Annotated in this window: 13 protein-coding genes; 9 read left to right on the top strand and 4 right to left on the bottom strand. The window is 54.4% G+C overall.

Annotated features, from left to right (window positions below):
• Window positions 1-57: 57 nt before the first annotated feature.
• The 4 genes from QY332_04435 to QY332_04420 all read left to right on the top strand — a co-directional run bounded on the left by QY332_04435 (window position 58) and on the right by QY332_04420 (window position 3,014).
• Window positions 58-618, top strand: a complete 561-nt coding sequence (locus tag QY332_04435; protein ID WKZ37173.1) for an RNA polymerase sigma factor — start codon at window positions 58-60, stop codon at window positions 616-618.
• Window positions 615-1,598, top strand: a complete 984-nt coding sequence (locus tag QY332_04430) for a DUF5667 domain-containing protein (GenBank protein ID WKZ37172.1) — start codon at window positions 615-617, stop codon at window positions 1,596-1,598. The genes QY332_04435 and QY332_04430 overlap by 4 nt, the downstream gene beginning before the upstream one ends.
• Before the next feature lie 178 nt (window positions 1,599-1,776).
• Complete coding sequence (locus QY332_04425; GenBank protein ID WKZ37171.1) at window positions 1,777-2,187, top strand: hypothetical protein; 411 nt, start codon at window positions 1,777-1,779, stop codon at window positions 2,185-2,187.
• Window positions 2,188-2,255: 68 nt separating this feature from the next.
• Entirely contained in the window at window positions 2,256-3,014 is a 759-nt protein-coding gene (locus tag QY332_04420) for a DUF5666 domain-containing protein (protein ID WKZ37170.1), read from the top strand.
• A 65-nt stretch (window positions 3,015-3,079) separates the two neighbouring features.
• Here the strand turns inward: QY332_04420 and QY332_04415 are convergent, their stop codons facing one another.
• On the bottom strand, window positions 3,080-4,375 hold the full coding sequence (locus QY332_04415; protein ID WKZ37169.1) for a cysteine desulfurase-like protein: 1,296 nt from the start codon (window positions 4,373-4,375) through the stop codon (window positions 3,080-3,082).
• A gap of 82 nt (window positions 4,376-4,457) precedes the next feature.
• On the opposite strand from QY332_04415, the gene QY332_04410 reads away from it, so the two are divergent.
• A complete protein-coding gene (locus QY332_04410; GenBank protein WKZ37168.1) occupies window positions 4,458-4,880 on the top strand; it encodes a universal stress protein in 423 nt (140 codons plus the stop codon).
• Between the two features lie 12 nt (window positions 4,881-4,892).
• Here QY332_04410 and QY332_04405 read toward each other — a convergent pair whose 3' ends face one another.
• On the bottom strand, window positions 4,893-5,504 hold the full coding sequence (locus QY332_04405; protein WKZ37167.1) for a molybdenum cofactor guanylyltransferase: 612 nt from the start codon (window positions 5,502-5,504) through the stop codon (window positions 4,893-4,895).
• Between the two features lie 91 nt (window positions 5,505-5,595).
• Here QY332_04405 and amrS point away from each other — a divergent pair, with 91 nt between their 5' ends.
• The 4 genes from amrS to QY332_04385 all read left to right on the top strand — a co-directional run bounded on the left by amrS (window position 5,596) and on the right by QY332_04385 (window position 10,638).
• The gene (amrS, locus tag QY332_04400) at window positions 5,596-6,708 is read left to right on the top strand and encodes an AmmeMemoRadiSam system radical SAM enzyme (GenBank protein ID WKZ37166.1); all 1,113 of its coding nucleotides are present in this window, start codon (window positions 5,596-5,598) and stop codon (window positions 6,706-6,708) included.
• A gap of 115 nt (window positions 6,709-6,823) precedes the next feature.
• Entirely contained in the window at window positions 6,824-8,524 is a 1,701-nt protein-coding gene (locus QY332_04395) for an ABC transporter substrate-binding protein (protein ID WKZ37165.1), read from the top strand.
• Window positions 8,525-8,598: 74 nt separating this feature from the next.
• Complete coding sequence (locus QY332_04390) at window positions 8,599-9,678, top strand: ABC transporter permease (protein ID WKZ37164.1); 1,080 nt, start codon at window positions 8,599-8,601, stop codon at window positions 9,676-9,678.
• A 9-nt stretch (window positions 9,679-9,687) separates the two neighbouring features.
• Window positions 9,688-10,638 (top strand): ABC transporter permease, encoded by a 951-nt coding sequence (locus QY332_04385; GenBank protein ID WKZ37163.1) that lies wholly within the window; start codon window positions 9,688-9,690, stop codon window positions 10,636-10,638.
• A gap of 52 nt (window positions 10,639-10,690) precedes the next feature.
• Here the strand turns inward: QY332_04385 and QY332_04380 are convergent, their stop codons facing one another.
• Window positions 10,691-11,491, bottom strand: a complete 801-nt coding sequence (locus QY332_04380; protein WKZ37162.1) for a rhomboid family intramembrane serine protease — start codon at window positions 11,489-11,491, stop codon at window positions 10,691-10,693.
• Window positions 11,488-12,105 carry a guanylate kinase gene (locus QY332_04375; protein ID WKZ37161.1) on the bottom strand — a complete coding sequence of 206 codons (618 nt, stop codon included), beginning with the start codon at window positions 12,103-12,105 and terminating at the stop codon, window positions 11,488-11,490. Before QY332_04375 ends, QY332_04380 begins: the two co-directional genes overlap by 4 nt.
• Window positions 12,106-12,153: the final 48 nt, after the last annotated feature.

Raw genomic sequence — 12,153 nt, 5'->3', positions numbered from 1 at the left:
CAATCGGCATCACGGAACAGAAGTTGTAACAAAACTCCTTGATTTTCGTCTTATATCATGAACCCGGATGATGAACTCAAAAAAACAGACCTGTCCGATCAGACGCTTCTTGCACGCGCCATTCAGGGCGACAAGGAAGCCTTCGGCGACCTGTATGAGCGCCATTTGGATGAGATTCAACGTTATATTTTCTACCGCGTGGCAAGCCGCTTGGACGCGGAGGATTTGACCGAAACGGTGTTCCTCAAAGCCTGGGAGGCTTTGCCGCGCTTCGGATCCGACCATGTAAATTTGCGTGCCTGGCTTTATCGCATCGCACATAATATCGTTGTGGATTATCACCGCACCCGCAAGCCTGACGATGGCCCGCCTGCGGCCCAACTGCATGACGACCATCCGTCCCCCGAGCACCAGTCCCAGATGCGGGATGACCATCAACATCTTGCCGCCGCCATTCAATCACTGGATGCGAACCTGCAGCAGGTGATCATCTGCCGTTTCGTCAATGGCTTGAACCATACCGAAACGGCGCAGGTCATGGGCATCCAGGAAGGATATGTTCGCGTGCTGCAACTTCGGGCGTTACAAAAACTACGGCAACTGCTGGAGAAAGAATGAAGAAAGAAACATTTGCTGATACTCTGGCATCCTGCCTTGAGGCCATTGAACGCGGGGAACAGACCGTGGAGGAATGCCTTAATCGTTATCCCGCGCATCGCGACGAACTCGAAAGCCTTTTAGAGACCATCGTCTCCATCCGGGAACGCGCCAACTTTGCACCGCGCCCGAGTTTTCAGCTATCCAGCCGCGCACGTTTGCTGAGGCGCCTTGATGGGGGGCATCGGCCTCTGGGCGGGCAACCGCTTCGTGATTCAAAACGAGTCCCCATCCAAAAACTTTCAAGAAAATATGCCATGTTCTGGGCAATCGTCCTTGTTTTGTTTGTTTCCCTGCTCGGCGGCGGAACAGTGCATGCATCCAAAGGCACTCTTCCTGGAGATGCCTTGTATCCGGTCAAGTTATCCATTGAAGATGTTCATCTACTCGTATCCAACGATGCCGAAAAGACATTGCTGGCGGTCGAATTTATTCAAAGGCGGGTCGAAGAAATACAAGCCTTGATTGCCCTGGAGAGGAATGATGACCTGCCGCTGGCCGCGTCTCTGCTCGCCGGGAGGGTTTCTCTTGCCACAGATACTCTGGCGGTTATTGAACAGAAAGATCCCGAACAGGCTGCCCAACTCGCAATTCAACTTGAGAGTTCATTTCGACTCCACACCAAAAACCTGACATTTCAACTTGAGATCGCCCCGAACGAAGCAAAACCTGCCATTGAACAAGCCATCCTTGCTTCGCGCAGCGGGCAGGAGGTTGTGCGGGATATGTTTGGGACAAACCTCCCCGCCCCATTCGTGACCCCGCCGGCCGGCCTCCCGCCGGAAAATATCCCTGCCCCAACTGTTACACCGCCGGCCGGCGTCCCCAGCCCGGTTGAAAATCCAACTGGCGGCCCGCCGGAAAATATCCCTGCTCCAGTAACCCCGCCCGGCGGTGGACCTCCCAAAGACATCCCCGGTCCACCCGGCGGCAGACCATAATTTTCCTCCAAAGAGTACCCTTGGGCCATCCTGTTTACAAATTTGTTAATCGTTGACATGATAACTACCCGTGCAAAAGGGCATCTTGGAGTAGCATATCAGTATCAGGCCTGATAATTGCTGTAACAAATCAGCCTCTCCTTCGTCATATAGGTCACAACTGTGCAGGTAAATAAAAATGAAACTATCCCTCAAGAAAAATTTACCGGGTGCCCTGCTCACGCTGGCGCTCTTCGGAATGGTTGCATGCGGCCTTCTCCAACCAGGCAGTGATGCGGCAGATGACAACGCACAACCAACCTCATCTCCGCTATCAAATGATCGGGAAGCGGGTCAATCCGCGGGAAATTTCGATTGTACGGACATCAACAACCTGCATCCAATCGGTCAAAGCATTTCGAAAACCCACGAAGTTCCCTACGAACAGGTGATGACCTGGTTTTGCGACGGTTACAGTTTTGAAAACATCCTGATTGCGCTGGAAACCAGCAAAGCGGTCGATGTCCCGGCGAACGCATTGCTTGAAATGCTGTTGGAAAAAGAATGGGAAGAAATCTGGCGAGATATTGGGTTCACAACCGATCCGTAGGCATGCTTGTTGACAGTTTCCCCGCCATGTTGACCTTGTGTACGAATAGTTGATAAAAGGAGTAAATTATGCAGAAAAATCTGATTTTTGCGCTGTTCATTGCCATGTCCATGGTGATAGCCAACGTACAGCCAGCCGCCGCCCAGGCAGGTACAGAGGTGGAGTTCACCGGCACAGTAACAGCCATTGATGCGGATGCCGGCACGTTCACGGTTGAAACCGAAGGGGGAGAAACCTATACAGTCGTCCCCGGCGAGGATTTTGACTTTACAACTCTTCAAGTGGGCGATACTGTGGAGGTGGATGGAACGTTGATTGAAGATGGCAACGTTTCCGCACTCAAAGTCAAGGTTGAAGAGCAGGATGACGAAGGGGACGAGCAGGATGATCCGTCCAGTGGATACTTCTGCACGCAATCCGATGACGAACATCCGTTTGGCGGCCGGTTGTCTGAACGCTACGAGACGGATTATGAAACGTTACAAGCCTGGTTCTGTGAGGGATTTGGCTGGGGGCAGATCATGCTGGCTTTACAAACCAGTCTGATCACCGGTGATGATCCTGCCACATTCCTTGAAGCCCGCAGCGCTGGCGCAGGGTGGGGCGAAATTTGGCAGGGACTGAATCTGATCGGACGCCCTGAACACGCGGGTCCGCCGAATGACGAGGATGGCGACGGAAAACCCGATTTTGCCGGTCAGCCGGAAGGTGTTGGGCCTCCGGAAGGTGTCGGTCCGCCGGCAGGCGCTGGCCCTCCAGAGGGAGCCGGTCCGCCGGCAGGTGTTGGTCCCCCAGCTGGTGCGGGTCCGCCGGGAGGCCGCCCCTAGGACGGCATAACAAAAACATTATAGGAGGCATCCCAAACCAGGATGCCTCCTTTCTATTTTTTAACTTAACTGCCTGTCGAGGTTGTAATTTTTATTAATGATTCCCTTAAACGCTCCACTTCATCAAGAGTGTTATAGTGGGTGAGGCCGACCCGCACCATGCCGCCATTGTCTTCCAACCCAAGCCGCTCGGTTACGTTGACGGCATAATAGTTCCCGTCCCACACATAAATCCCCTGCTGTGCCAGCTTTTCAGCAACGACTCGTGGATGCAGATCTTTCAAACGGAAGGAAAAGGTCGCCACACGCTCTTCCAAACGGCGGACATCGCTCAGTCCATAAAGTCGCAGTCCTGGAACAGATTCGAGGACGGAAAGAAGTGCGCGCCCAAGTTCGTATTCATAGGCGCGGATGGCTGTCATCGCCTTCTTGAGCTCCAATCGACGGTCTTGATAGTTATCCTCAGCCAGTCCTTCGACATACTCTGCGCCAAACTCCCTCCCGACCCATTCAAAATATTCAATTGCGCCAAGCACGCCGGCAATGCCCTCGTGATTTTGTGTTCCGGTTTCGAACTTACCGGGGGGTTGATTTGTTGCAGGACGCACCTTGTATGCAAATAATTTCTCCAGCAGGGCGTGTTTCCCATACAATATCCCCGAATGGGTTCCAAAAAATTTATAGGCGGACGAAACCAGGAAATCGCAGCCCAACTTCTGGACATCAATGGGGCCATGCGGGGCATATTGGACCGCGTCAATATAAACCATCGTGCCAGCCTCATGCGCCATGTTTATGATCTTCTCCAGCGGGTTGATCGTCCCAAGCGAGTTGGACGCGTATCCCACGGCCAAAAGACGCGGTTTTCGCCCCAATGCCTTTTGCAGGTCATCCAGTTTCAGCGTACCATCCTCAACGTCGAAATCCACCCAGTTGACCGTTACCCCTCGGTCCTGCGCCGCCAATACCCAGGGTGTTACATTGGCATCGTGATCGAGACGGGTAACCACGATTTCATCCCCTTGCCTCCATTCGCGCGAGATCGAGCGGCTGAGATGGAGGGTTATGGTGGTCATGTTATTTCCGAAGATGATCTCCTGCGGAGAGGCCGCATTGTAAAAGTCAGCCATTGCGCGGTGAGCCTCGTCCAGAACCTCATCCGATGCAATACTGGTTGCAAATACACCTTCATGATTGGCATTGCACTCAATTAAGTATCGATTGATACGTTCCAGGGATGGCTTGGCAATTTGAGTTCCACCGGGGTTGTCAAAGAACACAGCGGGGCGGTTCAGGGAAGGGAACTGCCTGCGGATCAAATCGAGGTTCGCACCCAGCCGGGTTGACGAGGGGATGGACATGTAAGTCTCCTTTAATATAATTTATATGAACTGATTGTATACTAGAAAAGAAAGGCGTGTAAAAACACAATAAGGAGGTAATATGTTTGACAATATCCTTTTGGCAGTGGATGGTTCGGAACATGCCCTGCGGGCCGCTCAAAAAGCCGCCGAACTGGCGCGCTCAGTGAAATCCAGCGAGATGCATGTTGTGGTCGTGTACGATACGATTCCCGTTTATCTGGGCGAACCGAACATGCAGATCGCCATCAACAGCCGCAAAGGCGAAGCAGAGAAGATCCTCGCAGATGCAGTGGCGGAAGTGGGGGACGTGCCATGCAAGCTCCACACGCATCTCATCGAAGGCAACTCCGCCGAAGCGATCATCGAGATCGCGACCACGCGCAAGAGCGACCTGATTGTGATGGGGTCGCGCGGTCTCGGCAGGCTGGCAGGCCTGATCCTGGGCAGCACCAGTCAAAAGGTCGTGGCATATGCGCCCTGTCCGGTTTTAATAGTCAGATAGGTTGGAGACTGGTTAACCGGTTTGTTGAGCACGCCGCTCGGCTTCCAAAAATTCCTCGGGTGTGTTGAGATTCCAAAAGCACAGGCCCGATGGATCCAAGGCACGGACTTCCTCGGGCGATAATGTCCGTACTTTTACCTGCGGGAACCAGGCGATGACCTTCCATTGATCCGCTTCAATTGCAGATTCGATGGCGGGCAGGCAGGTCCCGCGACGGTACAAGGCATGGATGGGCTCATAGCCTTCGTCCAGTTTTGCGATGACGACATCCGCCTCCTGAGCGACCATGAGCCTGCTTGCACTTTCAAAGAAATTTTTACTCGCAAAAGGCATGTCGCAAGCGACCACCGCCACCAGCGGATGGCTTGCAGATGCGACCGCAGTGTAGAGTCCGCCGAGGGCGCCGCGCCCGGGCTTGAGGTCCGAAATGAGGCGCACATTCTTAAGAAAAGCATAGTCGGCGGGACGATTCGTCGTTACAATCACCTCATTCGCGATCGGCGACATCCGCTCGACCACGCGCTCAATGAGCGGCTTCCCCAGAAAAGGTTTCAGCGCCTTATCCTCCCCCATGCGCGAGGATTGCCCGCCTGCTTGAACCACAACAGTTATCGCTAGTTTCACTGATTAATAAACCTTTCATCAAAATTTACGAGTAAGTTTCGCACGCAGATTAAACAAATTAAGCGATACCATGTACCACAGGCTTATTATAATGAGTTCGCTGGCAAATGTACTGGACGGTTTGACGGTTGAAGGCGAGTTGTATGAAAAGCTGGAAAACAACTCGCTGCGCTGTTTCGCGTGTGGACACCGTTGTTTGATTCGCGAGGGCAGGCGCGGGATTTGCCAGGTACGTTTTAACAAGGGTGGAACGTTACGCGTACCGCACGGGTATGTGGCGGCACTGCAAAGCGACCCCATCGAGAAGAAACCATTTTCGCACGTCCTGCCCGGCACGAATGCGTTAACGTTTGGAATGCTGGGCTGTGATTATCACTGCCCGTATTGCCAGAACTGGCTGACATCGCAAGCCATGCGCGATCCCGCTTCGGATGTGTCGGCACAGTTCATCCGCGAGATGACACCGCAAAAGATGGTGGAGTATGCGCAAAGCACGGGCGCCTCGGTGGTGGTCTCTTCCTACAACGAGCCGCTCATCACCAGTGAATGGGCATTGGATATCTTCAAGGCCGCCAAGGCAAATGGATTGATGTGCGCCTACGTCTCGAATGGGAATAACACACCCGAGGTAATGGAGTACGTTGCCCCATACCTGGACGCCTACAAGGTTGACTTGAAATGCATGACCGATAAAGGCTATCGCAAGATGGGCGGCACGCTGCAACACACGCTGGATGGGATCCAGCGCGCGCGGGAGGCAGGGCTGTGGGTGGAGGTGGTGACACTGGTAATCCCCGGGTTCAACGATTCAAATGAGGAGTTATGGGATGCGGCGCGTTTCCTCGCGGGCTTGTCTGTGGATATTCCCTGGCACGTGACGGCCTTCCACAAGGACTACAAGATGACCGAGCCGGATAACACGGACGCAAAGACCCTCATCCGCGCGGCAGAGATCGGACGCGAGGCGGGACTGCGATACGTCTATGCCGGGAATCTGCCGGGACATGTCGGGGAGTATGAAGATACCCTGTGCCCGGCCTGCAGGCACCCGCTGGTAAAGAGACGCGGGTACGTTGTGCGGGGGTATGACATCACAGGGGACGGGAAATGCCCGAAGTGCGGGGAGAAAATTGGCGGGGTATGGCATAAAAACCCCTCCGCAGTAGGGTTAAATGGAATTGGTTTTCCACTGCGATTGTATTAAGTGTATAATGTGAGCCGTTGTTCTTTTGAAAGGAGGCACCCTGCAAGAGAGTAATTTCCCCCTGCTTTTCCCGAATGAAAACCCCAAACCCCTTATTTCTCTATGGAGGAGAAACGTGAAAAAAAACCTGTTCGCCCTACTCTCGTTGTTCATTCTCGCCAGCATGGTCCTCATGGCATGCGGCGGAGCAGCAACCGAAGCACCCGCTCCTGTTGAACCGGTAGCGCCTGCACCAACCGAAGCCCCCGCCGAACCCATGGACGACTTTGAAGGAAAGTCCCTGACATCTGAATGTGTTGCACCTCAAATCATTCAGTCGGTTGAAGCAACCGGTCAGTACGAAGTGACATTTAGCTTGTGCCAGCCCGATCCCGCCTTCCTCGCAAAGATCGCCTTCAACGTGTACGGTATCTACCCGGAAGAATGGCTTGAAGCCACTGCCGGTGACGAGAGCCGCACCAGCGAAGGTCTTGAGAATCCGATTGGCACAGGACCATACGTCCTCAGCGAATGGAACCGCGGTGAAAGCATTACCTTCACTGCCAATCCTAATTATTGGGGTGAAGCACCTGAGGCGGAAACCCTCGTCTTCCGCTGGTCCACTGAATCGGCACAGCGCCTGCTCGAACTGCAGTCCGGCACGATTGACGGCATTGACAATGTCGGTCCTGCCGACTTCGATGTCGTTAGCGCTGACACCAACCTGTCCCTGAACGAACGCCCGGCTCTGAATGTGTTCTACATTGGCTTTACCAACACCTTCGCGCCGCTCGACAACCAGGATGTCCGCCAGGCGATCTCCAAGGGCATTGACCGCCAGCGCATCGTGGACACCTTCTATCCTCCTGGATCTGAAGTTGCTTCGCACTTCACCCCGTGCTCCATCCCGAATGGCTGCACCGGTGATGAGTGGTATGAATTCGATGTGGAAGCTGCCCGCGCCCAACTGGCAGCGGCCGGCTTCCCCGATGGCTTCAGCACCAAACTGTTCTATCGCGATGTGGTCCGCGGCTACCTGCCGCAGGTCAGCAACGTTGCCCAGGATATTCAGGCACAGTTGAAGGCCAACCTCAACATTGACGCCGAGATCGTCGTCATGGAATCCGGCGCCTTCATTGAAGAATCAACAGCCGGCCGCTTGGATGGTCTCTACCTGCTCGGTTGGGGCGCAGACTTCCCGCACGTTACCAACTTCCTCGATTTCCACTTTGGCGCCGCCAACCCGCAGTTCGGCAATCAATCGCCGACCTATACTGAGTTACTGGCTCAGGGTGCCCAGATCGCCGATCCCGCCGAATCCGAACCGCTGTATGTGGAAGCCAACAATGCCATCCGTGAATTCGCCCCGATGATCCCTGTGGCTCACGGCGGTTCCGGCACAGCCTATCTTGCGGATGTCACCAACCAGCAAGCCAGCCCGCTGGGTAACGAATACTTTGCCGTAATGGATCCAGGCGGCCGCGACGTCTTCGTCTGGATGCAGAACGCTGAACCGATCAGCCTGTTCTGTGCGGATGAGACCGACGGCGAATCCCTGCGCGCTTGTGAGCAGGTTGTTGAAGCGCTCTATACATACGAGATCAACGGCACGGCAGCTGTCCCCGGCCTGGCAACCGTCTGTGAACCGAACGATGAACTCACAGTTTGGGTCTGCACCTTGCGTGAGGGCGTAACATTCCATGATGGCTCGACCTTCGATGCCAATGACGTGGTTGCGACCTTCACCATGGGTCTTGACGCATCATCCCCACTTCACAAGGGCAACACCGGTGCCTGGGAATACTACGACTATCTCTGGGGCTTGATGAACAAGTAAGAACACGTTTAGTGTAATAAAATACGGGATGGTAGTTTTTCTACCATCCCGTATTACTAGAGAGGCATATCCCCATGCTCCAGTACTTCATCCGCAGGGTCATCTCATCCATACCGGTATTATTTGGAATCCTAATCGTTACATTTATTATCGCGCGCGTGATCCCCGGCGATCCGTGCAAAGCCATTCTTGGCGAAAAAGCCACGCCGGCCGTCTGTGAAAGATTCATGCGCGAAAAAGGGCTTGATAAACCCATTCCCGAACAGCTTTTTATTTACATGGGCGAGGTGCTGCGCGGCGATTTTGGCAATTCGATCCGCATGAATATCCCCGTCACACGCCTGTTGATCGAACGGCTGCCGACCACCGTGGAATTAAGTCTTGCCGCTCTTTTCATCAGCATGGTCGTTGGAATTCCGCTTGGGGTCATTTCCGCGGTAAGACACAACACCTGGATCGACGTGCTTACCATGATATGGGCAAACATAGGCGTGTCCATGCCGGTCTTCTGGCTGGGTTTGATGCTGGCGTATGTTTTTTCCCTGTTGTTGAAGGACACCCCCTTCTGGCTGCCTCCCTCCGGGCGGATCACTGCCGGCATCCCAAACGATCCCTTTTTCAAGGTGTGGGGCTGGGATCTTCCCGATGGCGGATTTTGGGCGGCGCTGCTTGTCTTCCTTTCACGCATGAATATCCTGAACGCCTTGCTGACCTCCAATTGGAAACTTCTCAGGGATGCGGTGGAGCATCTTATCCTGCCGGCGGTTGCGCTCGGCACAATCCCCATGGCGCTGATCGCCCGCATGACGCGTTCCGCCATGCTGGATGTGCTCGGGCAGGACTACATCCGCACCGCAAGAGCCAAGGGATTGGGGAAAATGGGCGTGATCGTAAAACATGCATTCCGCAACGCGCTCCTGCCACTTGTCACCGTCATAGGACTCTCGCTGGGAGGCTTGCTGGGAGGCGCGGTGTTAACCGAAACGGTCTTCGGCCTCTCCGGGTTGGGACGCACACTGTTTGAAGCCATCACTGCGCGTGACTACGGCATCGTGCAATCCTTTACCGTTGTGATCGCTTTCTTCTACGTGATCATCAACCTGATTGTGGATATATCGTATGCATATCTCGATCCTCGGATACGTCTTAGCTAGGAAGCACCCATGGCAAACACTGATACAAATATTGCACAACTACTCGACGCGGAACGATTACCTCTGCAATCCACAAGCCTATGGCAGATCACTTGGCACCGCTTATTCCGCCGCCGTTCCGCCATTGTAGGCATGATGATACTCGGCATTTTAGTGTTCATTGCCCTTTCGGCACAATGGCTTGCGCCATATGGATATCAGGATGTGTTGATTGGTCTTGAGGATGTCAAGGCAAGGGAAAAGCCCTGTATCCATCTTCTGGGATGTCCAGAGGATAAACCCCAGCACTTTGCCGGCATTGATGGAAACGTACGCGATCAGTACAGCCGCCTGTTGTATGGCGCGCGCTTGAGTCTGATGGTGGGGTTTTCCACGGTCACCTTTGCAATCATTATTGGGACAACCCTGGGGGCGCTGGCTGGTTACTTCGGCGGCTGGTGGGACAACATCATCATGCGCATCATGGACGTCCTGCTCGCGTTTCCATCCCTGATCCTTGCCATTGCCATTGTTACGGTTCTCGGTCCGGGGCTGATCAATGCCCTGCTCGCAATTGGCATCGTCTCCATCCCGGCCTATGCCCGTGTGATGCGCGCCTCGGTCCTGACGGTGCGTGAAATGGAATACATTTCAGCGACGCGCGCCCTGGGCGGGAGCAATATGCAGATCCTCTTCCGGCGTATTCTGCCGAATGCGCTGACCCCGTTGATCGTTCAAGGGACGCTTGGAATCGCATCCGCTATCTTGGACGCGGCAGCGCTTTCCTTCCTTGGCCTTGGCGCACAACCTCCCACACCTGAATGGGGTTCCATGCTTGGCGCGGAACGCAACCAGGTATTCACCGCCCCCCATCTTGTGTTCTACCCCGGATTTATGATCATGATCACGGTGCTTTCCTTTAATCTGATCGGTGATGGTTTGCGCGATGCCCTGGACCCAAGACTGGCGCATGCAAGTTAATCAAAGCGACACTTATTTTTCAAACGCCCGCCCATAATGGGCGGGCGTTTTATTATTTGTAAAACATTCCCCACGCGGCAAGCAGACCGAAGGTAAGAAACACGATCCCAGCGCCGGTGAATATCTCACGCGGCTCGCGCTGATCAGACAACGTCATGTCAGGTGGAATGCCGATCACCATCCAGCGAACACTGGCAAACCAGGCGAACATTGCCCCACCCAGCAGACCGCCCACATGGCCCCAATTGTCAATGCCGGGCGACAAACCGATGAACAGGTTGATGGCAATGATAAAGACCGTGTTGCCGATCGCCTGACGCGCCTGCCCGCCAAACAACTCGCGGTTCTGGTAAAAGAAAACCGCCTGCGCCCCGATCAGGCCGAATACCGCAGTGGATGCGCCGACGGAATATCCGTTCTCCCCCGTAAAGAGAAAGGAAAATACATTCCCCGAAAATGCACCGAGAAAATACAGCAATGCAAACCTGCCGTGCCCAAGCTGGCGTTCCAGAAAACCGCCGATCGCCAGCAGCGCATACATGTTGAAAAAAATATGCGGCAGGGAGCCGTGCAGGAAAACGGGAGTAATAAACCGCCACAACTCCCCCACACGGATGGCGCTGTTGATCCGCGCACCGTAAATTTCGAGCCAGTCGATCTGATAGGCAGCATGGCCCCACAGCGCCACGCTCAGCATCTGCAGCAGATAAACGAACACCGTGAAACCGATCAGCACGTACGTCACAGTGGGAGGCAGGGAGGGCAGGGCGACGCGCACTGTCTGGGCGGGAGCGGCAGGCTCAAGCGTGGAGGGAGGCGCGGGCGATTCCCGTCCCGATGGATAATTGCTCATAAAGTCACCTTGCGATGATGCACGCGTAAATGTTCGGCGGAAATAATGGCGCGCACCTTGTCCACCGTATCATCCAAATGAAAATCCTGGTTGACGATCACATAGTCAAAGGCGTCGAGGCGCTGCAATTCCTTACGCGCGGTGGCAATGCGCAGGGAAAGGGAATCGGCGGTTTCGGTTTTGCGTTCGCGCAGGCGGCGTTCCAACTCATCCTCGCTTTCACAGGTGATGAAGATCAACAAAGCCTCGGGCGCAAGTTTACGCACACTTTCAGCACCCTGCACATCGAGCCGCATGACCACGTCCTTGCCGCTGGCAAGCGCCTCGCGCACCTGCGCCTTCGGAATACCCTTGTAATCGCCGTACACGATCGCATATTCGATCAATTCATTCTGCTCGATCATGCGCGCAAATTCATCTTTTGACACAAACCAATAATCCCTGCCATGCGTTTCGTTTTCGCGTCTTTCGCGCGTGGTGGCGGTGACGACAAAATGGAATGGGAACCCGCGCTCGATCATGCGCTGCACGATGGAATCCTTCCCAACCCCGGACGGGCCCGAGATGACGATCAATAATGGGTTGGGCTTGCGGAGATCGAATTCAGTGGACATTGATTAATTGTACCAAACAGGCTGCCGCCTCTTCCACAGCCCGGCCTG

The organism is Anaerolineales bacterium (genome assembly GCA_030583885.1).
Taxonomy (GTDB): domain Bacteria; phylum Chloroflexota; class Anaerolineae; order Anaerolineales; family Villigracilaceae; genus Villigracilis.
Note: the sequence above shows the minus strand (reverse complement) of the source record. Positions and strands in the feature narration are given on the sequence as shown.